This window comes from Geodermatophilus obscurus (genome assembly GCF_900115395.1).
Taxonomy (GTDB): Bacteria; Actinomycetota; Actinomycetes; order Mycobacteriales; family Geodermatophilaceae; genus Geodermatophilus; species Geodermatophilus obscurus_B.
The window spans coordinates 187,468-212,726 of record NZ_FOWE01000003.1; the positions used below are offsets into that span (position 1 = coordinate 187,468).

Annotated in this window: 20 protein-coding genes; 17 read left to right on the forward strand and 3 right to left on the reverse strand. The window is 74.7% G+C overall.

Going from position 1 to position 25,259, the window contains the following annotated elements:
* The first annotated feature begins 2 nt into the window (after positions 1-2).
* Both BM165_RS24190 and BM165_RS24195 read left to right on the forward strand, forming a co-directional pair.
* Positions 3-1,226: an oligosaccharide repeat unit polymerase gene (locus BM165_RS24190; protein ID WP_143108068.1), complete on the forward strand. Its 1,224-nt coding sequence runs from the start codon at positions 3-5 to the stop codon at positions 1,224-1,226.
* Complete coding sequence (locus BM165_RS24195; RefSeq protein WP_244274100.1) at positions 1,223-2,326, forward strand: glycosyltransferase family 4 protein; 1,104 nt, start codon at positions 1,223-1,225, stop codon at positions 2,324-2,326. Before BM165_RS24190 ends, BM165_RS24195 begins: the two co-directional genes overlap by 4 nt.
* Positions 2,327-2,363: 37 nt before the next feature.
* Here BM165_RS24195 and BM165_RS06970 read toward each other — a convergent pair whose 3' ends face one another.
* Entirely contained in the window at positions 2,364-4,583 is a 2,220-nt protein-coding gene (locus tag BM165_RS06970) for a glycosyltransferase (protein WP_075012806.1), read from the reverse strand.
* Positions 4,584-4,627: 44 nt separating this feature from the next.
* Here BM165_RS06970 and BM165_RS06975 point away from each other — a divergent pair, with 44 nt between their 5' ends.
* From BM165_RS06975 to BM165_RS07000, 6 genes are all read left to right on the forward strand, one after another.
* Positions 4,628-5,617: a polysaccharide deacetylase family protein gene (locus tag BM165_RS06975; RefSeq protein WP_083427140.1), complete on the forward strand. Its 990-nt coding sequence runs from the start codon at positions 4,628-4,630 to the stop codon at positions 5,615-5,617.
* A 74-nt stretch (positions 5,618-5,691) separates the two neighbouring features.
* A complete protein-coding gene (locus BM165_RS06980) occupies positions 5,692-6,579 on the forward strand; it encodes a glycosyltransferase family 2 protein (protein ID WP_177225137.1) in 888 nt (295 codons plus the stop codon).
* 78 nt (positions 6,580-6,657) lie between these two features.
* Positions 6,658-7,761, forward strand: coding sequence for a glycosyltransferase (locus BM165_RS06985; protein ID WP_208976675.1), 1,104 nt, complete (start codon positions 6,658-6,660; stop codon positions 7,759-7,761).
* A gap of 429 nt (positions 7,762-8,190) precedes the next feature.
* On the forward strand, positions 8,191-9,696 hold the full coding sequence (locus BM165_RS06990) for a sugar transferase (RefSeq protein ID WP_075012810.1): 1,506 nt from the start codon (positions 8,191-8,193) through the stop codon (positions 9,694-9,696).
* Between the two features lie 253 nt (positions 9,697-9,949).
* Positions 9,950-11,320: a sugar transferase gene (locus tag BM165_RS06995; protein ID WP_244274101.1), complete on the forward strand. Its 1,371-nt coding sequence runs from the start codon at positions 9,950-9,952 to the stop codon at positions 11,318-11,320.
* The gene (locus BM165_RS07000; RefSeq protein WP_075012812.1) at positions 11,317-11,541 is read left to right on the forward strand and encodes a hypothetical protein; all 225 of its coding nucleotides are present in this window, start codon (positions 11,317-11,319) and stop codon (positions 11,539-11,541) included. Before BM165_RS06995 ends, BM165_RS07000 begins: the two co-directional genes overlap by 4 nt.
* A 3-nt stretch (positions 11,542-11,544) precedes the next feature.
* Here BM165_RS07000 and BM165_RS26020 read toward each other — a convergent pair whose 3' ends face one another.
* Entirely contained in the window at positions 11,545-11,676 is a 132-nt protein-coding gene (locus BM165_RS26020) for a hypothetical protein (protein ID WP_280140690.1), read from the reverse strand.
* 75 nt (positions 11,677-11,751) lie between these two features.
* Positions 11,752-12,834: an LCP family protein gene (locus tag BM165_RS07005; protein WP_083427142.1), complete on the reverse strand. Its 1,083-nt coding sequence runs from the start codon at positions 12,832-12,834 to the stop codon at positions 11,752-11,754.
* 290 nt (positions 12,835-13,124) lie between these two features.
* Between BM165_RS07005 and BM165_RS07010 the strand changes: the two genes are divergently transcribed.
* The 9 genes from BM165_RS07010 to BM165_RS07050 all read left to right on the forward strand — a co-directional run bounded on the left by BM165_RS07010 (position 13,125) and on the right by BM165_RS07050 (position 25,119).
* Positions 13,125-14,663: a sugar transferase gene (locus tag BM165_RS07010; RefSeq protein ID WP_143108069.1), complete on the forward strand. Its 1,539-nt coding sequence runs from the start codon at positions 13,125-13,127 to the stop codon at positions 14,661-14,663.
* A 121-nt stretch (positions 14,664-14,784) separates the two neighbouring features.
* A complete protein-coding gene (gene rfbB, locus BM165_RS07015; protein WP_075012813.1) occupies positions 14,785-15,780 on the forward strand; it encodes a dTDP-glucose 4,6-dehydratase in 996 nt (331 codons plus the stop codon).
* Entirely contained in the window at positions 15,777-16,625 is an 849-nt protein-coding gene (locus BM165_RS07020) for an SDR family oxidoreductase (protein WP_075012814.1), read from the forward strand. Before rfbB ends, BM165_RS07020 begins: the two co-directional genes overlap by 4 nt.
* 317 nt (positions 16,626-16,942) lie before the next feature.
* On the forward strand, positions 16,943-18,262 hold the full coding sequence (locus tag BM165_RS07025) for a UDP-glucose dehydrogenase family protein (RefSeq protein WP_075012815.1): 1,320 nt from the start codon (positions 16,943-16,945) through the stop codon (positions 18,260-18,262).
* A gap of 166 nt (positions 18,263-18,428) precedes the next feature.
* On the forward strand, positions 18,429-19,274 hold the full coding sequence (locus BM165_RS07030; RefSeq protein WP_075012816.1) for a hypothetical protein: 846 nt from the start codon (positions 18,429-18,431) through the stop codon (positions 19,272-19,274).
* A 151-nt stretch (positions 19,275-19,425) separates the two neighbouring features.
* Entirely contained in the window at positions 19,426-20,664 is a 1,239-nt protein-coding gene (locus BM165_RS07035) for a glycosyltransferase (RefSeq protein ID WP_083427143.1), read from the forward strand.
* Between the two features lie 224 nt (positions 20,665-20,888).
* Complete coding sequence (locus tag BM165_RS07040) at positions 20,889-22,184, forward strand: glycoside hydrolase family 6 protein (RefSeq protein WP_075012818.1); 1,296 nt, start codon at positions 20,889-20,891, stop codon at positions 22,182-22,184.
* A 117-nt stretch (positions 22,185-22,301) separates the two neighbouring features.
* The gene (locus BM165_RS07045) at positions 22,302-23,357 is read left to right on the forward strand and encodes an alpha-hydroxy acid oxidase (protein ID WP_075012819.1); all 1,056 of its coding nucleotides are present in this window, start codon (positions 22,302-22,304) and stop codon (positions 23,355-23,357) included.
* Positions 23,358-24,045: 688 nt separating this feature from the next.
* Positions 24,046-25,119 carry a hypothetical protein gene (locus BM165_RS07050; RefSeq protein WP_143108071.1) on the forward strand — a complete coding sequence of 358 codons (1,074 nt, stop codon included), beginning with the start codon at positions 24,046-24,048 and terminating at the stop codon, positions 25,117-25,119.
* Positions 25,120-25,259 lie beyond the last annotated feature (140 nt).

Sequence of the window (25,259 nt, forward strand, 5' to 3'; positions counted from 1 at the left end):
CCGTGCCCGTCACGCTCCTGATCGCATGGCAGCTCGACGACTCCTACTTCCGCGAGTCGTGGGGCACGGCGAAGTCGCTGACGCACGACACCCTGCTGCTGTTCGCTGCCGGGGCCCTGCTCTTCGCGATCGGTGGCATGCTGCCGCTCCTCCTCAGCGGAGGCCGTGGACGCCACGCGGCGTCGCCCGCCGCTGCGGTGGACACCGGCTTCCTGCGCCGGTGCTGCGTGGTGCTGTACCGGCTGACGATCGTCGGCTACGTCGCCCTCGCCGCCGTGGGTGCGTCCCGGGGTGCACGGCCCGCCGACCTCCTCGACGCCCTGACGTCGCAGGACGCCTTCGACTCGACCCTCCGGACGCAATTCGCCCCCATCGCCGGGATCACCACGCTGACGCAGCTCGGCATCGCCTACGTGGTCGTGGCCGTCACCCTCCTGACCAGGGAGTCCAACCGCTACGTGGCCCGCCGGCTCGTGGTCGTCGTCGTGCTCGCGCTCATGCGCGCGTTCTTCCTGACGGAGCGGCTGGCCATCCTGGAGCTCGCCATCCCGGCGGTCGGGATCCTCGCCATGCACGCGGCTCGCCGCGGGGGAGCCGGGCGCCGGCTGAGCTCGGCGGCACCCTTCGTCCTGGTACCCGGTGCGATCGCTGTCTTCGGCATCTTCGAGTACTCCCGGAGCTGGGTCTTCTACTCGCAGCAGCGCGGCGGGTCCTTTCTGCAGTTCGTCATCGACCGGCTGGCCGGCTACTACGCCACCGCTTACAACAACGGCCAGATCGCTCTCACGTACGGCCTGGGGAGCGACGTGCGGCTCCCCTACGGCAGCATCGAGGCCTTCTGGACCGCGCCCGGGATCTCTCAGTGGGACCTCTACGGACGCCTGACAGGGCGGTACGAACCCGACGACTACGCCTACCTCCTGCAGCAGTACGGCACCCCCGAGTTCAACAGCCCCGGTGGGCTGTCGATCCCCTTCGTCGACTACGGCACGGCCGGCGGGCTGGTGTTCTTCTTCGTCGTCGGTCTGGCGCTGGGCATCGCCTACCTGCGGTGGCGGGACGGCGAGTTCTGGGCCTCCCTCGTGTACCCGGTGGCGCTGACCGGCCTCCTCGAGATGCCCCGGTACCTGTACTGGGGACAGGGTCGGGTCCTGCCGTCCTTCGTCGCTTTGCTGGTCATCGCCTGGCTGGCCCGGCGTTCCACGTCCACGAGGGGACCGAGGTGAACCCACTCTCCTGGCTCCTGCTGGCAACGCACGTGCCCCCGTCGGGAGCGGGTGGCGGCATCATCCGCTACACGGTCGAGCTGGCCCGGGCACTGCACGCCCGACCCGACGTCGAGCTGTCCGTACTGGCCACGGCATCGGCCCGCCCCTTCTTCGCCGAGCTGCTGGGCTCGCCCGACCGGGTCGTGACGGTGCCCGACGTCCCCGTCCCGGCCCGCTCGACGCTGGAACGACTCGGGCTCGCGCAGCTGCCCGCCCGGCGCCGGTTCGACGTCGTGCACGGCACGAAGCACATCCTGCCGCGCTGGGGGAGCGGCACTCGTGTCCTCACCGTCCACGACATGCTGCCCCTCCAGCGCCCGCGCGACTTCGGGCTCCTCAAGCGCACCCTCCTGACGAGGCCCTACCTGGCCTCCATCCGCCAGGCGGACACCCTCCTGTGCGTCAGTCGCGCCACCCAGCAGAGCGTGGAGCGGTTCGTGCCCGCAGTGACCGGCAGGACGGTCGCCGTCCCGCTCGCCATGTCCAACGGGCTGCGGACGGCCCGGCCCGAGCCGGTCGGGGCCCTGCTCGACCGCGAGTTCGCCCTCGTGGTGGGCGACACCTCCCCGCGCAAGAACCTCGGACTCGTGGTCGACCTCTGGTCCCGCGTGGCCGCCGAGCGTCCCGGGGCCACGCTGGCGGTCGTCGGGCCGCCGAGCTGGGGACCGTCGGAGCTGGGGACGCACGGCTCGGCGTCGGTCGCGAGCGGCGCCATCCAGATCCTCGGGCACCTCAGCGACGCACAGCTGCGCTGGTGCTACGAGAACGCGGGAGTCGTGCTGTGCCCGAGCAGGCTCGAGGGGTTCGGGCTGCCGGCCATCGAGGCGCGGTCCTTCGGAGCCCCGCTGATCACCTCGCTCGACCCCGCGCTGGTCGAGGTCAGCGGCGACTCCGCCGAGCACCTGCCCGACGACGACGCCGACGGCTGGGCTTCGGCCATCACCACCGCCCTCCGCGCCGGTCGCACGGCGGGAGCAGCGGTGGCCGTGCGGGGCTGGGACGAGGTGGCCGCGGAGACCGTGGCGGCAGCACGGACGGCGGTGGCCCGGCGCGCCTGACGTGAGCGGAGCCCACCGGCCGCCGCCGAGGGGTGGGCTATGCCGGTGTGCCGAGCACCCGCTCCGCGAGCACGCTGACCGCGGAGGTCACCTCGGCCGGCGAGTAGCGGGCCGCGAAGAGGCGGCACCCCGCCTCCCCCAGCCGGCGGCCCTCGGCCGGGTCCGCGGCCAGCCGGGCGCAGGCAGCGGCGAACTGCTCAGGGGTGTCGGCGACCAGGAGGTGGACACCGTCCACGGCGTCGAGCCCCTCGCAGCCCAGCGAGGTGCTGATGACCGGCACCCCCAGGGCGAAGGCCTCGAGGATCTTGACACGCGTGCCGCCTCCGAACCGGACCGGCACGACCGCCGCCGTCGCCGAGTGCAGCTCGGGGGCGACGTCGGCCACGTCGCCGACGACCTCGACACCCGGCAGTCCCTCGACGTCACCGAGCAGATCCAGGCCGCCCCGGCCGACCAGCCGCACCTTCGCAGTCGGTGTGCTCCGGAGCAGGTGCGGCATGACCCGCGTGGCCATGTGCACGGCCGCGTCCACGTTCGGGGGGTACCAGTAGGTCCCGACGAGCACGAAGGTCGGGACGGGCGGCGGCGTCCACGCCGCGTGGGACGGGACCGGGCCGGCGTAGGTGTTGGGGACGACCTCTACCGGGCCGCTGCCGAGTCGCTGGCGATCCAACTCGCTGCACACCACCACGGCGTCGGACCGACGGAGCACCCGCCGCTCCAGACGCCGCCAGAGAGGGAGCTCGACGCGGCGCTGCACCCGGAGCCGGGGGCGCAGGGTCGGGCTGTCCGGCGGTAGAGCCAGGAAACCGGCGATCTTGGGCGACTCGACGTCGTCCATGTCGACCACGGTCCGGCGGCTCCGGACGGTGCGGGACAGGCTCACCGCGTGGTCGGTCGAGCCGAACCACACCAGGTCGTAGGGCGCCCGGCCGAGGTTGCGGACCGCGGCGCGGGCGAGGTCCCACCGGCGGACGGCGATGTGCCACGGCACCCGTCGCACCAGCAGGACCACCGCCGCGACCGGTCGCGGCCGGGGCCCGGCATCCACCTGGAGGCACCGCTGTGCCCGCACGCCGGGAGGCAGGGGGTGCTCCACGGGCGGACCGGCGAAGAGCACCAGGACATCGAGGTCGACGTCAGGGAGGGCGGCGAGGGCCCGGAGGGTGGTGGCCGACCGTGTCCTCTTGCCGCCGTCGGTGGGCCACGGACGGTCGGGGAGTGTGACCAGGACACGTCGCCGACGGCGGGGGAGGCGCATCCCGCCCGGACCCTCCCACCACGTCGCCGTCCGACGGCGCTCCGCGGCCCGTGCGACGCCCGGCAGCAGGAGTGTCCCCGCGGCCAGCAGGCGGGACCGCCTCGGCTGCGCACGATCCCGGGCGACGGCCAGCGCGAGGCGACGGACCGGCGCTGCCGGGCGGGCCAGAGCCTGCTTCAGGCGGTAGCGGGTGGCGATCCGGTCCTGCTCGGCCGCGGTCGTCGAGGCGGTGTCGACCTCCTCGACGGTCAGGTCGAGTCGTCGGACGGTCCGTCTCAGCAGGGCGGCGGTGGAGGCACTCATCGCCGCCCTGTCCGAGCTCAGGCTCGATTCGTGGATCCGGTAGCGCGCCAGCGGACGGTCGACGCAGCCCACCCGTGAGCCGCTGTGGACCATGCGGATCCACAGGTCCCAGTCGGTCGCGTGCGCGATGGTCGGGTCGAAGCCGCCGGCGACCGTGAACGCGTCCCGACGCACCACCACGTTGCCGAAGACGAAGTTCCGCTCCAGCAGGACGCGGCGTTGGTCGGTGGCCGCGAACGGGTAGTGGGCGCTGTACCAGTTCCCCAGTTCGACCCCGTCGTGGACGAGCACGGCGTCGGTGGTGACGATGGCGAGGTCGGGATCCGAGGCGATCAGGTCCCGGACGGCGGCCATGCGTCCCGGCAGCATCTCGTCGTCGGCGTCCAGCAGGGCGACCCACGGGCTGGTGGTGGCGGCCACGGCGGCGTTCTTCGCCGCGGCCTCACCGCGGTTCCTCTCGTGCCGCACGACGCGGACGGCGTTCCCGAGGCCCCGGAGAACCTCCGCCGACCCGTCCGTCGACCCGTCGTCGCAGACCACGATCTCCGCCGGTGGGGGATCCTGTGTCATGGCCGAGCGGACGGCGTCGGCGACGTAGGGTGCCGCGTTGTGACAGGCGATGGCGACCGAGTAGAGGAAGCCCTGCTCCGGATGGCCCGGCGGCGACCCCCGGGGGTCGTCACGTCCGCCCACGCGGCGATGCTAACCACGGCAGTCCGGTTGCCCGCCACGGCGAGATGAGCCGTCTGACCTATCTGGGGGATGTCTGGGCCCGGCGCCCGGTGTGGCCGCGACGGTTTCGTCCGCGCGGCCGGGACGTCGTCCTGCTCTACCACCGGATCTCCGACGACCCCTCGCCTGACCCCGGCGGCATGGTGGTGCCCCCGTCCCTCTTCCGGCAGCACATGACGGCGCTGGGGGAGTGGTTCGAGGTGGTGTCCGCGACGGACATCCGTCGTCCACGGGAACGACCGACCGTCGCCATCACCTTGGACGACGGCTACCTGGACAACCTGGAACAGGCTGCTCCGGTCCTGCGCGAACTGGGCCTCCCGGCCACCTTCTTCATCGTGGCGGACGCACTCGACGGCAGCGCCCCTGCGGGCTCGCCCGAGGAGTACTGGTGGGACCGGCTGGAGCACCTCCTCCTGGACGACGGCCCCGGTCCGGCGTCCCTGGTCCTCCGCGTCGGGAGGCGTCGCGTCCTCCTGGACACGAGTGGCCCTGCGGCGCGGAGCCACTCCTACGCAGCGCTCACCGCGGCGCTGCACCGGCGCCCTCCCGAGGGAGTCCGAGAGGTGGTCTCGCGACTCGAGGACGTGTGGCGCCGGGCGGTGCCGTGCGATCGGCACCGCCGGATGACGGCGCCACAGGTCCGCGAACTCGGGCGTGACCCCCTGTTCGACATCGGCTCGCACACCTGCTCGCACGCCTCGCTGGCGACGCTCTCCCGTGCGCGGAGCCGTGCGGAACTCGAGGGGAGTCGCGCTTCCCTGGAGACGCTGCTCGGGGTGCGGCCCACGCTGCTGGCCTATCCCTACGGCGCACCGGGGACGGTCGCCCGCCGCAACGCCCGCCAGGCCCGCGCGGCCGGCTACGACGCGGCGTTCGTGAACGTCGCCGGCCCGGTCGAGGGCGCCGACCGGCACGCCCTCCCCCGCATCACCGTCGGGCGGTGGACGGTGGACCACCTGCACCGTGCCGTGACGGCGTGGCGGCCACGGTGACCGGGAGGGACTGGCCCGTCCTGGCGCCTTCAGGCCCCTGGCTCGATCCGCCGCGACCGCTGACGGTCGGCGTCGTGATCACCGCCCACAACGTCGCCCCGTACCTGCCCGCTGCCCTCGAGTCCGTCTTCCGGCAGACCCGGAAGCCTGACGAGGTCGTCGTCTGCGACGACGCCTCCGAGGACGACGTCGCGGCCGCCGTCGCGCCGTACGAGGACCGGATCCGTCTCGTGCGGCGGCCGGTGCAGGGTGGTGAGGGCGCCGCGAAGAACACGGCGATCCAGGCTTCGCGCTCCGATCTGGTGGTCATCCTCGACGGCGACGACGAGATGGCCCCTGAGCGCGTGGAGGCCCTGGCCTGGCTGGCGGAGCGCCGAGCCGACCTGCACCTGATGACGACGACTTGGGAGGACTTCGGCCCGGGCGCCGGGGGATCGGACTGGTCCCTCGGCGACCACTTCCCGGTCGACGGACAGCGGGCCGAGATCCTGCGGTGGAACTTCCTGCCGGCGCCTGCCATCCTCCGCCGGCCGTTCCTCGACGCCGGGGGCTTCGACGAAGCGCTCCGCTACGGCCCCGACTGGGAGTGCTACGTCCGGATGTTCCTCCGCGGCGCCGCCGCAGGGCTGGTGCCGCTGCCCCTGTATCGCTACCGCAGGTGGGGTGGCCAGCAGACCGCGGACACCCGACGCGTGCTCGCCGGACGCGAGAGGGTGGCGGAGATGATCCTCGCCAACCCGGGGCTCGACGAGCACGACCGAGCGATCGCGGCGAGCTCCCTGGCCGACGTCGCGTTCGCCCACTGGGCATGGCGCCTGCAGCACGGTCACGCCCGGCCCGCCGAGGCACGCGAGGTGCTGGGCCGGGGCTCGCTGAGCAGCCGGCGCCGGGCCGTCCTGCACCTGGCTGCCAGGTGGCCGTCCCTCGCCCGCCGGCTCGTGGTCCGGCAGGGCGGTGGCTGACCGGCCATTAGCATCCCCGCGCACCGAGCGTCGGGAATCCGCCACCACACAGTCTGGAGTGCCGTGCGAGTCCTCCACGTGACCCAGCCGACGGTCGCGGGCGTTCCGGTCGTCGTACGCGACCTCGTGGCCGACCAGGCGGCCTGCGGGTGGCAGGTCGCCGTCGCCGCCCCTCCGGAGGGCGACCTCCCCGGGTGGTTGGCCGACCTGCAGGTCCTCCACCTGCCCTGGCAGGCCTCCCGGGAGCCGGGGCCGACCGTCCCCCGCGAGGTCGTACGGCTCCGCCGGCTGATCGGTGAGTTCGCCCCCGACCTCGTGCACCTGCACAGCGCCAAGGCGGGTCTGATCGGGCGCGTGGCGCTCCGGGGCGGGCGGCCCACCGTCTTTCAGCCGCACGCGTGGTCCTTCGAGGCAGCCGAGGGGCCCGTCGCCCGGATGGCCCGGGCGTGGGAACGCTTCGCCGCGCGGTGGACCGACCTCCTCGTGTGCGTCAGCGACGACGAGCGGCAACGCGGGGAGCACGCGGGCGTCCGTGCACGGACGATCATCCTCCCCAACGGCATCGACCTCGGCCGGTACCGGGTGACCGGGCCGGCCGATCGGAGCCGTGCGCGGCGCGAGCTGGGCCTGGCGGACCGACCGACCGTCGTCTGCGTCGGGCGGCTCGCGCGGCAGAAGGGGCAGGACGTGCTGCTCGACTGCCTGCCGGAACTGCGTGGCCGGGTGCCCGAGGTGCAGACGGTGCTCGTCGGTGACGGCCCGGACGCGGCGGATCTGCGCGCACGTGCCGGGGAGCAGGTGGTCTTCGCCGGGGCCCGCAGCGACGTCCGTCCGTGGTTGACCGCCGCCGACGTCGTCGCGCTGCCGAGCCGCTGGGAAGCCGGCCTCTCGCTGGTGGCGATGGAGGCCATGGCACTCGGACGGCCGGTGGTCTCCGCCGACGTCGCAGGCGCGCGGGCTGCGTTGGGCGGAGCAGGAGCCGTCGTCGACCGGGAGGACCCGCGGGCACTCGCGCTGGCCCTGGCGGTCCGGCTGGAGGACCCCGCGCTGGCCGAGCGAGAGGGTCGGGCCGGTCGGCGGGCGGTCGAGTCCTCCCACGACCTCGCCGTGACCAGCCGCCGCGTCCGCGAGGCGTATCGCCTGGTGGTGCCGGACGGGGTGCAGGGCGACGGGGTCGGGTGAGGCGCGGGCGTACCCGGCGCACGCGGAGGAGGCGGCAAGCCGGTCGGGCCGACCAGGTCCCGGACTCGCGCCACGCGGCTGGCACGACCTGCACGTCCTCGGATCGGCGTCGATCAATGCCGTCCTCATGAGTCACCTGTGGCCGTCCCGGTTGCGGAGGGTCTTCCTGCGTTGACTGGGTGTCACCGCGGGGCCTGTCGTGACCCGGCGAAGCCACGGGACGTTGCCCGTCCCGTGGCAACGGCACATGACGCCACGGAATGGACAATCGACGCTGGGTAGTTGAACGTTCACCCGCGCGGTGATCAAAAGGTTGTGCACTTTCGTTCCGCTCCGGGTCCGGTTAGGGTTGACCCGCGCCGGTCGACGACGTCCCGGCGCACACGGGGCAGTCGGTCACGGGCCGGCACATTCACGGGGGTTCCATCCATGGCACTGCTCGACGTCCGCGAACGGAACGACCACGCCACGCCCGACGCCATCGGTCGCAACTGGCTGTGGCTCGCCCCTCGACTCCGCGGGGAGGGGACGGCCGCCCGACGCGCCTGGCGGCGGTCCTACGTGCAGCACCTCGTCCTCCTGGACGGCCTGGCCGCTCTCGTCGCCGCTGGCGTCGGGTCACTCGTCCCCGAGGGTGGGCCCCTCATGGGACGGGCAGCGAGCGTCTCCCTCGTCGTCGCCCTGCCGTTCGTGTGGCTGGGCGCGATGTTGGTCGCCCGCGCCTACGAGCAGCGCTACCTCTGGGTCGGTCCCGAGGAGTTCCGGCGGGTCTTCTCCGCCGCCGCGCTCCTCCTCGCCACGGTCGGCACGGTGTCCTGGGCGTTCAAGCTCGAGGTCGCGCGCAGCTTCGTCGTGGTCGCGCTGCCGCTGGCCACCGTCCTGACCCTGGCCGCCCGCCTGGTCCTGCGGCTGCGTCTGCGCGCCGAGCGCACCGGCGGTCGCCACGTGCAGACCGCCGTGCTGGTCGGTCACCGCAGTGGCGTCGCGGCCCTCAGCGCCCAGATGGAGCGCGACGCCCGGCACGGCTACCGCGTCATCGGCTGCTGCCTGCCCATCTCGGCCGGCGACCGCGACGTCTTCGACGGCCTGCCGGTCCTGGGCGGCCTCGAGGAGGTCGCCGACGTCGTGCGCCGCTACGAGATCGACACCGTGGCCGTCCTGCCGTCCCCCGAACTCGACGGCGCACGACTGCGCAAGCTCGGCTGGGACCTGGAGGACACCGAGGCCGAGCTGCTGCTGGCCCCCGCGGTGACCGAGGTGGCCGGGCCCCGCGTGCACGTGCGGCCGGTCGCCGGACTGCCCCTCATGCACGTCGAGCGACCCGAGTTCACGGGGGTGCGCCGGATCGTCAAGGACGTCGTCGACCGCACCGCTGCGGGGTTCGGCGTCCTGGTCCTCCTGCCCCTCCTGGCCACACTGGCGGTGCTGGTCAAGGTCACCAGCCGAGGTCCGGTGTTCTTCCGGCACGAGCGCATCGGCCGCGAGGGCCGGCCGTTCCAGGTCCTGAAGTTCCGCAGCATGGTCGTCGACGCGGACAAGGTCGAGACCGGCCTGCACGACCAGAACGAGGGCAACACGGTGCAGTTCAAGATGCGCCGCGACCCCCGGGTGACCCGCATCGGCGCGTTCATGCGGCGCTACTCCCTGGACGAACTGCCCCAGCTGTTCAACGTCCTCGGCGGGAGCATGAGCCTCGTCGGCCCCCGCCCGCACGTCACCCGCGAGGTCAAGCAGTACGGCTTCGACATGCGCCGGCGGCTGCTGGTCAAGCCGGGCATCACCGGCCTCTGGCAGGTCAGCGGCCGCTCGGACCTGTCCTGGGACGACGCGGTCCGGCTTGACGTCCGCTACGTGGAGAACTGGTCGCTGACCTTCGACGCCATGATCCTGTGGAAGACCGTGGGCGCCGTCCTCCGCGGATCCGGAGCCTACTGAGCAACGACCGCGCGTAGCCAATCCCAGCCATTCCGTGACCTCTTCCGGAAGCCACACTCCAATGGCTGAGGGATTCGTCGTCCGAATGGTGTCGGGTGTGTTCCGGGTGGCACCATCCCCGGGACCGTGCCGCGACGTGGCACGGTGACGGGGGAGGACCATGGTCGACGCCACGGGGGGCGGGGCCGCGTCGGGTGCGAGGACGCGGGCTCCTGATCGCAGGGTGCGCTTGCGGGTCGCGGACGAGCGGGAGGTGCGTCCTGTCGGCACGCCGGCGTCCGAGCCCTGGTGGCTGCGGCGCGGAGTCGGGCCCTACCTGGTCCTCGCCGACGTCGTGGCCTTCGCCGTCGCCACCGCCATCACGCTCCCGGGATCGCTGACCGCGCACGGCCTCGCGCTGGGGTTCCTCCTGCTGGTGTTCTGGCGCGCCGGCCTCTACCGGTCGCGACTGACCCTCTCATTGCTCGACGACCTGCCCTATGTCCTGGCCGCCGTGATCGTCGCCTGGACGTTCAAGGTGGCGGCGTTCTCCGTGGTCGCGGGCATCGACCCCCCGGGCCGCCAGGTCGTGCACATCGTCGTCCTGCTGGCGACCGTGCTGGTCGTCCGTATGGTGGCCTACCGCGTCGTCCACACCGCCCGGTGCCGCGGATTCGTCCGGCACCGCACGCTCGTCGTCGGCGCCGGGCAGGTCGGGGTGCGCGTGGCCGCCACCCTGCTGGAGCGGCACAACTACGGTCTCGACCCGATCGGCTTCCTCGACGCCAACGCGCCGGGGGACGACGCGGCTCTGCTGCCGCTGCCACTGCTCGGCGGGTACGGGCGGCTCGCACAGGTCATCCGGGAGCAGGCCGTCCGCGACGTCATCGTCGCCTACGGCGGGGTCGACGAGGACGAGCTCGTCGACATCCTGCGCACCTGCGACCGCCTCGACGTCGAGGTCTTCATCGTGCCGCGGCTCTTCGAGCTGCACGACTCCAACCGCTACACCGACGAGATCTGGGGGATCCCGCTGGTCCGCCGGCGGCGGTCGGTCTACCGCAGCCCCTGGTGGCGGGCCAAGCGGCTGGTCGACGCGGTCGTGGCCGCGGTGTCCCTGCTGCTGCTGACCCCCGTCCTCGCCGCCTGCGCACTCGCCGTCCGCCTCGAGGGAGGCCCCGGGATCATCTTCCGGCAGGAGCGCGTCGGGCTGGACGGACGCCCGTTCCAGGTGCTGAAGTTTCGGTCGCTCAAGCCGGTGGACGAGGGCGAGTCGCGGACGCAGTGGAACATCAAGCACGACGACCGGCTGGGGCCGGTGGGCCGGTTCCTGCGGGCATCCTCGCTCGACGAGCTGCCGCAGCTGTGGAACATCCTCCGGGGCGACATGAGCCTGGTCGGCCCGCGGCCGGAGCGGCCGCACTTCGTCGACCAGTTCTCCGCGCACATCCCGCGGTACACCGCGCGTCACCGGGTGCCGGCGGGGCTCACCGGCTGGGCGCAGTCGCACGGTCTGCGCGGGGACACCTCGATCGAGGACCGTGCCCGATTCGACAACTACTACATCGAGAACTGGTCGCCGTGGCTCGACGTCAAGATCGTCCTGAAGACCGTGGGACAGGTGCTCCGGCGCCAGGGCGGGTGACCCTGGACGGCACCCTCCGCTGGCTGTTCGCCGTCGTGGCGGCCGCGATGCTCACCGCCTTCGCCGTGCTCCTCGTGACCGGGGAGTACCACAACGAGGGGCCGGTGCTCCTGCGCGTCGCCCACGGGCACGGAATTCACCGCGGCGACGTCTTCGTGCTCACCGGCTGGGCCGCCGGGTTGCTCTCGCTGTCCGGGCTGCTGTGGGGGCGGCGGCGCTGATCCTCAGGCCACCGTGCGGCGGAGCAGCGCCTCCACCGGCGTGATCCCGCACAGGGCGACGGTCACCAGCACGCAACCGTGCTCGGCGACGAGCACGTGCAGCGCCAGCCACGTCGACCCGAGGAGGAAAGCCACGACCGCATCCTGGTCGCTCCCGGGTGCGATCCGGCAGGCCGCTGAGGTGTCCGTGACGGGTGGGGGAGGAGAGTCTCAGCGGGGCACGTCGGGCAGGGCCTGGTCGCCGAACTCGTCGGCGTTCTGCCACAGCGAGTCGTTGCGCAGGTAGGCCCACATGTGCTCGCCGGCGACCTCGTCGAGGTACACGACGCTGGCCGATCCCTCCGTGCCGGTGCCGAGCACGGGTGCGGTGAAGGAGTCGACGGCCTCCGGCCGCAGGTCGCGCATCGAGTACGCGAGCGACAGCAGGTCGGCGTCGCCCAGGGTGTCGTCGACGGCGACGGCGCTGGTCACTGCCAGCAGCGCCGCGTCGAGCCGGCCGGGGTCGGCCAGGACTCCCGAGAGGGACAACTGGGTGAACACCGCCTCCATGAACTGCTGCTGACGGCGCACGCGGTCGAAGTCGCCGCCGGTGAGCCCGTAGCGCTGCCCGAGGTACCAGCGGGCCCGATCGCCGTCGAGGTGGTTGACGCCGGCAGTGAAGGTGTAGGGCCCCCAGCTCGTCGTCTCGGCGACGACCACGTCGACCCCGCCCAGCGCGTCGGTGACCTCGGTGATGCCCTCGAAGTCGATGGCGACGTAGTGGTCGATGCGGACGCCGGTCACCTGCTCCACCGTCTGGATCAGGAGTGGTGGCCCACCGAGGGCGTACGCGGAGTTGATCTTGCCCATCCCGTGGCCGGGGACGTCCACCCACGAATCACGCGGAATCGACACCAGCTGCGCGTGCTGCCGGTCGCCGGAGAAGCGGGCGATCATCACCGCGTCGGACCGGCCGCCCTCGGCGATGCCCTCGGCCGTGGTGCCGCGACTGTCGGTGCCGACCAGCAGGAAGGTCACCGGCTCGTCCGCGGCCTCCTCGGTGGGCGTCGCCGGCGCGGGCCGAGCCTCCTCGTCCAGACCGGCGAAGACGTCGGTGACCCGCTCGATGTTGCCCGCGTAGCGCTGCGTCAGGAACCACAGCCCGCCACCCGCCAGCGCTACCACGAGGGCGACGAGGACCGCGAGGGCGACGAGGAGGCGCCGGAGCCCCCGCCGACGACGGCGCGGCCGCACCTCGGCGGCGGGCTCGTCGACCACGAGCGTGGACCGCGCGCCGTCCCGTTCGTCACTCACAGTGCCCCCCGTGGCTGGTCGTCCCCCCGAGGCTAGGGAGGGACCGGCGCTCTCCGCTCCTCGTCCCACCCCGTGGGGTGGGACGACCCGGCGCGACGGCGCGGCCCCGAGGTCGTGACCGTCGGTCACCCCTGGCCGCCGGGCTCCCCCATCGGGATGGAGAAGGGACGTCCGGGCCCCCTCGATCCCCGCGGCCCCTCAGGTCCGGGTCCTCTGGCGCCGATGGTGGCGGCGACGACCACGTCCCCGCCGGTGCCGCCGGGGGACACGGGGACCAGGGGAGGACCAGCGTGACCGCCAGTACCACCGTGCCGCCGACGCCGGGCGACGACGCACCACGACCGGTGCGGGCGTTGTCCCTGACCGGCGCGGAGGAGCGCCTCCCCGGACCGCTCCTCGACCGGCCGGTCTACGACCCGTTCTCCGCCCGGCGCCGCAGGACGCCCGAGTGGCTGGTGTCCTACACGCTGGCGCTGGCCGTCGGGGACCTGCTCGCCGTCGTCGGCGGCCTGACGCTCGCCGCCGTGGTGCCGTCCGGCACCGCCGTGGGCTCCGTGCCCACTGCGGTCCTGCTCTGCCTGGCGTGGCCCGTCCTGCTGTCGGCTGCCGGCGCCTACGCCGAGCGCCGCCTCGGTACGGGGGACGACGAGTACCGCCGCGTCCTCCTCGCCGGCCTCCTGGCGGCGACCACGCTGGGCGTCACCGCCGCGGTGCACCCTTCACCCCTGCTCCACCGGCTGCTGCTCGTCGCGGCACCGCCAGCGCTGCTCGTCACGGTACTGGGCCGGCTGCTCAACCGGCGGCGGCTGCACGCGGCCCGCCGCCGCGGCCTCATGACCAAGCGGGTCGTCGTCCTCGGCCGCGACGTCGCCGTGGCGGACCTGGTCCGCCGCCTGCGGCGGGACACGACCGCGGGCCTGCGGGTCGTCGGCGCCTGCGTGCCCCGGCCCGAGGACGCCGTGGCCGTCCGCGCCGAGGGCGTACCCGTGATCGGCACCCTGGCCGGCGCCGCGCGCGCCATAGACGACGCGCGGGCGGACGCCGTCGTGGTGGCCTCGGCCAGTGAGACCGCGGGCGAGTACCTCCGGGACCTCACCTGGCGGCTCGAGGGCACCAACATCGAGGTCCTCGTCGGCCCCGGCCTGGTGGAGGTCGCCTCCAACCGGCTGCAGGTCCGGCCGACGTCGACCATCCCGCTCATCCAGGTCCAGGAGCCGGAGTTCCGCGGCTGGCGCCGGCTGGCCAAGTCGTTGCTCGACCGTGCCGTCGCCGGTGTGGCGCTCGTCGTGTTCTCACCGTTCCTCGTCGCCGTCGCGGTCGCCGTCCGCGCCACGAGCCGCGGGCCGGCGCTGTACCGGCACCGGCGCATCGGCAAGCGCGGCCGGGAGTTCGACCTGCTGAAGTTCCGCAGCATGGTGGCCGACGCCGACTCCCGCATCGAGGCCCTCCTGGTGCTCAACGAGGGCAACGACGTGCAGTTCAAGATGCGCCGCGACCCGCGGGTCACCCGAGTCGGCGCCTTCCTGCGGTCGTTCTCCTTGGACGAGCTGCCGCAGCTGGTCAACGTGCTCAAGGGCGACATGTCCCTGGTGGGGCCACGCCCCCACGTGACCCGTGAGGTGGAGCAGTACGGCGCGGACATGCACCGCCGGCTGCTGGTGAAGCCCGGCATCACCGGCCTCTGGCAGGTCAGCGGCCGGTCGGACCTGTCCTGGGACGAGTCGGTCGAGCTCGACGTCCGGTACGTCGAGAACTGGTCCCTGGGCCTGGACCTGGCGATCCTGTGGCGCACCGCCCGCGCGGTGCTGCACCGCGACGGGGCCTACTGACACATGGCCCATCCCCCCATGTGGGGGCGTGGCGCGTCCGCACGACCGCCCGGACCGGGCCGGTGCGGGAGGATCGGACCGAGCCGCCGACGGGGTGGCCGACGAGACGTGAGGAGGGCGCGTGCGCCTGCTCGTGACCGGCGGTGCCGGCTTCATCGGTGCCAACTTCGTGCACCGGACGGTGCGGGAGCACCCGGAGTACGAGGTCACGGTGCTCGACGCGCTCACCTACGCGGGGAACGAGGCGTCGCTGGCCGGCGTCCGCGAGGCGATCACCTTCGTCCACGGGTCGATCACCGACGCCGCACTCGTCGACGACCTGGTGCGCGGCAGTGACGCCGTCGTCCACTTCGCCGCCGAGAGCCACAACGACAACTCCCTGGCCGACCCCGGGCCCTTCCTGCAGACCAACGTCGTCGGCACCTACACGCTGCTGGAGGCCGTGCGCCGGCACGACGTGCGGTTCCACCACGTCTCCACCGACGAGGTGTACGGCGACCTCGAGCTCGACGACCCGCGGAAGTTCACCCCTGAGACGCCGTACAACCCCTCGAGCCCGTACTCGTCGACGAAGGCGGCCTCGGACCTGCTGGTGCGCGCGTGGGTGCGCTCCTACGGCGTCCGGGCGACCCTGTCGAACTGCTCGAACAACTACGGGCCCTACCAGCACGTCGAGAAGTTCATCCCGCGGCAGATCACCAACGTGCTCGACGGGCGGCGGCCCAAGCTCTACGGCGCCGGCCTCAACGTGCGGGACTGGATCCACGTCGACGACCACAACGCCGCGGTGCACGAGGTCCTGCAGCGGGGCCGGACCGGGCACACCTACCTCATCGGTGCCGACGGCGAGGTCGACAACCGCACCGTGCTGGCCACCGTCCTCGAGCTGATGGGGCAGCCCGCCGACGCCTTCGACTCCGTCACCGACCGCGCCGGGCACGACCTGCGCTACGCCATCGACGCCACGAAGCTGCGCGAGGAGCTGGGCTGGCGCCCGCGCTACACCGACTTCCGCGAGGGGCTCGCCGCCACCATCGCCTGGTACCGGGACAACGAGGCCTGGTGGCGGCCCCTGAAGGACCAGGTGGAGGCGGCCTACGCCGCGCGCGGTCAGTGACCGCCGTCGTCCTGGGGGCGCGCGGGCAGGTCGGCCGCGCGCTGCTCCGCCGGTTCCCCGGCGCGCGGGCGCTGGACCGGACGGTCCTCGACCTCACCGACCCCCGCGCCGTCGCCGCCCACGACTGGACCGGCGTCGACCTGCTGCTCAACGCCGCGGCCTGGACGGCCGTCGACGCCGCCGAGGACCCCGCCGCCCGGGCCGCGGTCCGGGCGGTCAACGTCGACGCCGTCGGTGCCCTCGCCAGCGTCGCCCGCGAGCACGGGGCCACGCTCGTGCACTTCTCCAGCGAGTACGTCTTCGACGGGGACGCGTGCGGCCCGATCTCCGAGGACGCCCCCGTCCGCCCGCTGAGCGTCTACGGGCAGAGCAAGGCCGACGGCGACCGGCTGGCCACCGCCGTCGACCGGCACCTGCTGCTGCGGACCACCTGGGTCGTGGGGGAGGGCCGCAACTTCGTGCGCACGATGGCCGCGCTCGCCGACCGCGGCGTCAGCCCGGCCGTCGTCGACGACCAGGTCGGCCGGCTCACGTTCGCCGGCGACCTGGCCGACGCCGTCGGGCACCTGCTCGCCGTGGGCGCCGCGCCCGGCACCTACAACGTGACGTGCGGGGGCCCGCCGGCCTCCTGGGCCGACGTCGCCGAGGCCGTCTTCGCCGCCCGCGGCCGCGACCCCCGCGACGTGCGCCGGGTGAGCACCGCCGAGTACCTGGCCGGCCAGCCCGGCGCGGCACCCCGGCCGCGCAACAGCGTCCTCGACACCACCCGGCTCGAGGCGACCGGATTCCGGCCCCGCGACTGGCGCACCGCCCTCGACGCCTACCTGGCCGCACTGCCCCGCTGAGTGCCGTCCCGCCGGGCGCCGCCCCACCGGGACCGCTGATGGGGCACCATGCTGCCCATGTCCGCAGAGCCCCGACCGGTCCGAGCCGGCGAGTGGCGTCCGGCCGGGCCCGTGCCGGCCCGGCGGTGTCTGTGGCACCGGTTCTCCTGGGCCGGTGAGGACGCCTTCAGCGGCGCGAGCCTCTACGCCTGCCGCTGCGGCGCCGTCCGTCCCGCTCCCTGACGGTTCCCCCGACACGGGGGTCCTGCGGGCGACCCGCGGGCGGTCGTGGTGCACTTCGGTGTCGGAGCGGCCCGTGGTCGGGGAAGGGGACGTCGGTGCGCATCTCGGTCATCGGCTGCGGCTACCTGGGCGCGGTGCACGCTGCGTCCATGGTCGAGCTCGGTCACGAGGTCGTGGGCGTCGACGTCGACGAGAAGCGGGTCGCCGCGCTCTGCGCCGCCCGGGCCCCCTTCTACGAGCCCGGCTTCGAGGACCTCCTGCAGCGCGCCCTGGCCACCGGCCGGCTCGGCTTCAGCACCGACGTCGCCGACGCGGCCGGCGCGCAGGTCCACTTCCTCTGCGTCGGCACGCCACAGAAGCACGGCGAGTACGCCGCCGACCTGCGCTACGTCGACGCCGCCGTCGAGTCGCTGCTGGCGGTGCTGCAGCCCGGCGAGGTGGTGGCCGGCAAGTCCACCGTCCCGGTGGGGACGGCGGCCCGGCTGGCCGACCTCGTCGGCGGCAAGGTGCCCGGTGCGCTGGTCGCCTGGAACCCCGAGTTCCTCCGCGAGGGGTTCGCCGTCCAGGACACCCTGCACCCCGACCGGCTGGTCTACGGGCTGCCCGCCGGCCCCGACGGCGGGACCGCCGAGCGGCTGCTCGACGAGGTCTACGCGCCGATCGTCGCCCGCGGGACGCCGAAGGTCGCCACCGACTACGCCACCGCCGAGATGGTCAAGACGGCCGCGAACAGCTTCCTGGCCACGAAGATCTCCTTCATCAACGCGATGGCCGAGCTGTGCGAGGCCACCGGCGCCGACGTCAAGCAGCTCGCCGACGCGATCGGCCACGACGACCGGATCGGCCGGCGGTTCCTCAACGCCGGCCTCGGGTTCGGCGGCGGCTGCCTGCCCAAGGACATCCGCGCGTTCATGGCGCGCGCCGGTGAGCTGGGCGCCGACCAGGCGCTGACGTTCCTGCGCGAGGTCGACAACATCAACATGCGCCGCCGCATCCGCATGGTCGAGCTGGCCCGCGAGGTGCTCGACGGCTCGCTGCTGGGCAAGCGGGTCGCCGTCCTGGGGGCGGCGTTCAAGCCCGACTCCGACGACATCCGCGACTCCCCGGCCCTCAACGTGGCCGCCCAGCTGCAGCTGCAGGGCGCCGTCGTCCGGGTGACCGACCCCGCGGCGGTCGACAACGGCCGCCGCGAGTGGCCGCACCTGGACTTCGCCGCCACCCCCGAGGAGGCCGCGGAGCGGGCCAACGCCGTCCTGGTGCTCACCGAGTGGCGGCAGTACCGCGAGCTCGACCCCGTCGCCTTCGGGGAGGTCGTGGCCAGCCGGCGCGTCCTCGACGGGCGCAACGCCCTCGACCGCGAGGCCTGGACCGCAGCCGGGTGGACCTACCGCGCGCTCGGCCGCCGCGCCGGGTAGCCGGCCGTCCCGGGGGACGGCGGGGCCGCCACGAGGTGCGCGCGGCCCCTCGGCGTGAGCAGGGCGGACGGCGTCCCACCCGTCCGGGTGACCTCGTCCGCCCCACCCGACCCGGGAGTGTGACCGGACGGTCACGTCCGGGCCGCTGCGTGCCGATGACCCGGGTGTGTGGACGTGGATCGTCGGCGGGTTCGCCGCGTGGGTGGTCGTCGCCGTGGCCTTCGGGGTCGTCCTGGGACGGGGTGTCCGGCTGGCCGACGAGCGGACGCCCGGCACCGGGGTGGAGCGGCCGCTGACCCCGCGGATCGCGCCCGCCGCACGGCCCGCGCGCCGCCGGGTGCCGCTGCCGCCGGTGGGCATCGCCCTGGCGTTCCTCGCGGTCGCGCTGGAGACCGTCGGCTACACGATGCGCCTGCGGGGCACCACGGGCCCGGCCGCCCACGCGATGTCGATGGACGCCCCGTGGTCGCTGCCGCGGGTCTACGTCGCCACGCTGTTCGCCGTCGCCGCGCTGTTCGCCGTCGCCGGTGCCGCGCGCAACCCCGGCCGCCGCACCTGGTGGCTCGCGGTCGGCGCGGTGACCGCCGGCATCGCGGTGGTCAAGGCCGGCAGCACCGTGCACGTCACCGTCATGGAGGCGCTCACCGCCGCCACGTCGTCCGCCGGTGCCGTGGCGATCAGCGCGCTGGGCGCGCTGCTCGTCCTGGCCGTGCTGGGCTTCATCAGCCGCGCCGAGCGCCGTGACCGGCGTCGCGTGCTGACCTCCCTGGGCCTCTACGCCACCGCTGCGGTCGGCCTGTCGGTGCTCCCCGGCCTGCTCAGCGGGCAGTGGGCGGCCATGGCGACCTTCGTGGAGGAGTCCGGCGAGGCGCTGGCCGGCGTCGCCGTCCTGGTGTCGGTCCTGGTCGGCGTCGCGCCGCGCCTGGTGCTGCCCCGCGCCTGGCTGCGCCGCCGCGACGACGCCCTCTCCCTCGACGCGCCGGTCGTCCGACTGCCCGTCGCGCAGGACTGAGCTCACGCGGCCCGCGGGGTCCCGCGCACGGACGGGTGGCCCCGCACTTGCCGTGACCCGGAGGGGAACGCATCCTCGACGGGCCGTCAGCGACCGACGGCGGGGCGCCCCGGGCAGGACCGGCGCCTCCCGGCCGCTCGCGAGGACACCGATGCGCTCCCGACCTCCCCGGTACTTCCGTGCGACGGCGGACCTCTCCCCGCGGGTGGTCGTCCCGGGACCGGGAGCCGGGGCGCGGCCCCGCACGGCGGTCGACACCACGATCATCGTCCCCACGTACAACGAGGCGGGGAACGTCGCGGCGCTGGTGGACCGGCTGGCAGCGGCGGTCGGCGACCGCGACGTCGAGGTGCTCTTCGTCGACGACAGCACCGACGACACCCCCGCCGAGATCCGCCGGGTGGCCGCGCGTGCGCCGCTGCCCGTCCGGCTGGTCCACCGGGAGGGCGAGGAGCGGGTCGGCGGGCTGGCCGGCGCGGTCACCGCCGGCATCCGCGCCTCGGACAGCGACTTCGTCCTCGTGATGGACGGGGACCTGCAGCACCCGCCCGAGATGGTCCCCGACCTGCGCGAGACCGCCGACGACGTCGACCTGGCCGTGGCCTCCCGCTACGGCGGGGACGGCGACTCCTCGGGGCTGGCCGGCACCTACCGGCGGTGGGTCTCCAGCGGCAGCACCGTGCTGGCCCAGGCGTGCTTCCCGCGGCGGGTCGGCCGGGTCTGCACCGACCCGATGACCGGCTTCTTCTGCTTCCGCAGGTCCGCCGTCGACACCGGCCGGCTGCGGCCCCGCGGGTTCAAGATCCTGCTGGAGATTCTGGCCCGGCACGACCTGCGGGTCCGCGAGGTGCCCTTCACCTTCGAGGACCGCCTGGCCGGGGAGAGCAAGGCCTCCTGGCGCAACGGGGTCCAGTTCGCCTACCAGATGCTGGGCCTGCGCATGGGGCGGATGACCCGGTTCGCGGCGGTCGGCGCGCTGGGCACGCTGGTGAACCTGGCGGTCATGGCCGGGCTCGTCGCCGCGCTGCCCGGTCTCTGGTACGTCCTCGCCGCCGTCGTCGCGGCCGAGGTCTCCATCCTGCACAACTTCGTCCTGCAGGAGCGCTTCGTCTTCCGCGACCTGCGCGACGGCGTCAACAGCCGGCGCCGCCGCCTGGCCCAGCACCTGGCGTTCAACAACGCCGAGGCGCTGCTCCGGTTGCCGTTCCTGGTCCTGCTGGTCGAGACGATGCACCTGTGGGCCCTGCTGGCCCAGGCCGTCACGCTCGGTGTGGCCTTCGTCGTGCGGTTCATCTTCGTCTCGCGGGTGGTCTACCGCGCACCCCGGCCCGGGGTCTCGCGGATCCCCGCGCGCCGGGCCCTGGGAGCCGGGTCGGGCCGCCGTCGCTGACGGTCGACAGGTGTGAGCTTGCCCACACCCGGTCGCCTGACGACCACCCGGGCGACGTCCGGAACGGACCGGTCCTCCCCGTCCTGTCGGGCTTTTGCGAGCCCTCCGCCGCCGTCGCGGCCTGCGGTGGGGGTCCGGGGAGGTCCGGGGAGGTCCTGGACTTCGTTGGTGACACAACGCAAGCGGTCACCTACCTTCAGTGCGTGCCCAGGACGTCACCCTCTGTGTTCGGATCGTCGCTCTCCAGTGTTGGCCGGCCCGCGCCGCTGACGCCGCCCCGCCCGCGGCACCGCCGCCTGCTGTCGGTGCTCGCCGCCACCGCCGTCGCGCCCGCGCTGTTCGGCTGCACCCCGCTGACCGGCGCCGTGCAGGGCGCGACCGCTGCGGACGCCGCGCAGGGCGCCCCGGTCGCCGTCGACAGCTCGCCTGCCCCCGAGACGACCCCGGCCCCGGTGACCACGCCGCCCCCGCCCGTCGCCGAGCCGGCCGGGACCCCCGCGCCCGAGGCGACCACCCCGGCTCCGGAGCCGGAGCCGGAGCCGGAGCCGGAGCCCGCCCCGGCGCTCCCCGCGGACCCCGAGCCGACGACGCCCGCCCCGGCCCCCACGCAGGCCCCCGCGCCGCAGGCACCCGTCGCCGCCGGGACGCAGGCCCGCTCCTCGGCGCCGGGCAACCCGCTGGCCGGCGACCGCTTCTTCGGCCCGAACCCGGGTGCCGCGCAGGCCGCCACGCAGCTGCAGGGCCGCGACCCCGGCGCCGCCGCGCTCCTCGCCGACATGGCCTCCGTCCCGACCGCCACGTGGGTCGGTGCCTGGGACCGCGACGTCACCGGGGTGGTCCGGCAGCGGGTCGCCGAGGCGCGCGCCGCCGGTGCCGTGCCCGTCTTCGTCGCCTACGCCGTGCCCGGCCTGGACTGCGGCGGGTACTCGGCCGGCGGCACCTCCTCGCCGCAGGCCTACACGAGCTGGGTGCAGGGCGTGGCCGCCGGCATCGGGAACGCCGAGGCGGTCGTCGTCGTCGAGCCCGACGCGCTGGCGCAGCTGTGCGGCGACGCGAACCAGCGACTCGGCCTCATCCGCTCGGCGGTGCAGACCCTCGAGGCCAACCCGGGCACGCACACCTACGTCGACGCCGGGCACTCCGGCTGGGTGCCGGCCGGGACGATGGCCGAGCGGCTGCGTGCCGCGGGTGTCGACGAGGCCGACGGCTTCGCGCTCAACGTCTCGAACTTCCAGACCACCCCGGCCAACGTGACCTACGGCAACGCGATCTCGGCCGCGCTGGGCGGCGCGCACTTCGTCGTCGACACCAGCCGCAACGGCAACGGGGCCAACGGCGGCGAGTGGTGCAACCCCGGCGGCCGGGCCCTCGGCGAGCGCCCCACCGCCGCCACCGGCGAGTCCCTCGTCGACGCCTTCCTGTGGATCAAGCGGCCGGGGGAGTCCGACGGGCAGTGCAACGGCGGCCCGGCGGCCGGCACCTTCTGGACCGAGTACGCGCTGGGCCTCGCCCGCAACTGACGCCGGCTCGCAGCACCCGCTCTCCCCAGGGGGGACGGGCCGTCCCGTGACGGCCCGTCCCCCTGGTCGCGTCCGGGAGGGACCGGACCCGGCACCGGCGCACCTAGGCTCGGCCCGGTGCTGGCACTGCTCACCGAGCTGCGGGACCGGGCGCGCACCGTGCTGCGGCCCGAGGTGTGGGAGTACTACGAGGCCGGGTCCGGCGACGAGGTGACCCTCGGCGAGGCCGAGGCCGCCTGGCGTGACTTCCGGCTCCGCCCCCGGGTCCTGCGCGACGTCTCCGGCGTCGACGTCGCCACCTCCCTGCTCGGGACGCGGCTGCGCTCGCCCTTCGTCGTCGCGCCGATGGCCTTCCACGCCCTGGCCACCCCCGACGGCGAGTGCGCCACCGTGCGCGGCGCCGGGGACGCCGGCTGCCTGACCGTCGTCTCGACCCGCGCCTCCCGCCCGCTCGAGGACGTCGCCGCGGCGGCGTCCGGGCCGTGGTGGTTCCAGGCCTACCTGATGCGGGACCGCGGCCTGACCGAGGCGCTGGTCCGGCGCGCCGCCGCGGCCGGCGCCGGCGCCGTGGTGCTGACCGTCGACACCCCCCACGTCGGCCGCAAGCAGCGTGTCGCCGGCGTGCGCATCGACGTCCCGGACGACGAGTACCTGGTCAACCTGGCCCGTCACCTGGTGCTCGGGGCGGTGGGCCGGGAGTCGGCGGAGCAGGACCCGTCCATGACGCCGGACGTCGTCGCGCGGCTGGCGGAGGTCGGCGGCCTGCCGGTGGTGGTGAAGGGCGTGCTGCGCGGCGACGAGGCACTGCGCTGTGTCGAGGCCGGCGCGGCGGGGGTCGTCGTCTCCACCCACGGCGGCCGCCAGCTCGACCGCGCGCTGCCCAGCGCCCATGCCCTCGCCGACGTCGTCGCCGCCGTCGCCGGCCGCGTGCCGGTGCTCGTCGACGGCGGCATCCGGAGCGGGACCGACGCGCTGGTCGCGCTCGGGCTCGGGGCGGACGCCGTGCTGGTGGGCCGGCCGGTGCTGTGGGCGCTCGCCGCCGGGGGTGCGGCTGCCGTCACCTCGGTGCTGGAGGAGCTGGCGGGCGACCTGCGGCACGTGCTGGCCCTGGCCGGGGCGACCTCACCGGCCGACCTGGACCCGGGGACGGTGGTCGCCCGCCCCCGCCCGTGACGCCCAAGGCGTCCGGGAACGCTCCTGTTCACGGTCAGTTGATCACGCTGCGTGGTCCAACCCCCGGCGTGTACGCATATCACGGCGCAGGTGGTTGACGTCTCCCCGCCTGTGGACGAACAGTGCGGTCAGAAGCGGTACGGGGGAGTTCGCGGACGACCTCGTCGCCCGGACGGGGGGCGCCCGGGAGCGGACGGTAGCGGCGGGACGGGAGGTGGCGCTGGTGCACGAGTGCGTCTCGTCACCCTCCGTCGTCCCCGCTGGTCGAACCGGACCCGTGTCGTGGGTTCGGCGGGCACTCCTCGTCCTCGCTCTCCTGGGGGCCGCGTGGGTGGCCGGTGTCGTGTCTGCGGGGTCCGCCGCCGCGCAGGCCCCGGGCGCCGCCCCCGTCGCGCCGCCCGCCGGGGCCGTGCCGCTCCACCCGCACGCAGTCGGGGACCACCGCGGTGACCCGGTCTCCTCCGGGTCCCATCCGCACGGTGCGGCTCTGGGCGCCATCGAGCCCGGTGCCGCCGAGCCCCGGGGTGGCTCGCCGGACGGCGGCCCTCCCTCGGCCGGCGCGCAGGACCACGCGCCGACGCGGCCGTCCTCCGCTGTGCCAGCGGTCCCGCAGCACCCCTCCGTGCCCCCGGCCGCGGAGCCCTCGGACGTCGTGTCCCCCGAGGGCCCTCCCGCTGTCGAGGCGCCCGTGGTCGAGGCGCCCGTGGTCGAGGCGCCCGTGGTCGAGGCGCCCGTGGTCGAGGCGCCCGTGGTCGAGGCGCCCGTGGTCGAGGCGCCGGCGGTGGAGCCTCCGGTCACCGGCACCCCGACCGGCGAGACCCCGGCCGCGGAGCCGACGACGGCACCCGAGTCCCCGGCTGACCCGGCCGCGGAGCCGACGACGGCACCCGCGGACCCGGCGACGCCGGAGGACCCCGCGACCGGCGCCCCGGCGACCGGGGACCCGAAGACCGGGGACCCGAAGACCGGGGACCCGAAGACCGGGGACCCGGCGACCCAGGACCCGGCATCGACGCCGGTGACCGGGGACCCGGAGACCGGCGACTCCGCGACCGGCGACCCGAAGACCACTGACCCGAAGACCACTGACCCGAAGACCACTGACCCGAAGACCACTGACCCGAAGACCACTGACCCGAAGACCACTGACCCGAAGACCGAGGGCCCGGCGGCTCCCGCCACCGCAGCGGCGCCCCTGCCCGCCGAGGGGACTCTCACGCCTCCTGCCGCCGAGGTCAGCGGCCCGGTGGCGCCCGCTGCCGGCGGCGCGGTCCCTGCCGACACCGCACCCGCGCCCGGCGGGGAACCCCCTGCCCCGGCGCACCCCGGGGACGCCGACGCGTCCGCGGGAGAGCAGCCGGTACGCACCACCCCGGCCGCGGACCGGGACGCTCCCGTCGAGGCGGTGACCGTGCCCCCGCAGGCCGTCGACTCCGACGACGTCCCCGTCTCCCCGTCGCCCGTCCCGGCTCCCGCTCCGGCGGTCCCGGCGCCTCTGGTGCCGCACGCTCCGGTGCCGCACGCCCCGGTGCCGCCCGCCCCGGTGCCGCCCGCCCCGGTGTCGCCCGGCGCGCCCTCGGCGCACTCGTCCTCGTCCTCGGCCGCGTCCGGCTCGGGCGGCCAGGACGCGTGGGGCACCCCGGTGGCCGTCCTGCCCACCACCGCGATCGCACCGGTCTGCGGTGCCGCCGTCCTCTCCCGCTCCGGCGCCGCCGGCGCGGTCGTCGGCAGCGCCGACGAGCCGAGCGCCCGGCCCGACTGACCCGCTTCTCCGACCGGACCGCCGCGCCCTGATCCAGGAGCGCCCTCGGCCGGTCGTCCGCCGGCACGCCCGCCCCCCGCTGCTCGTCACCGGGGCGCCGCCGTGCCGAGCGAGTCCCCTCCGCTGCGCCACTCCGAGGA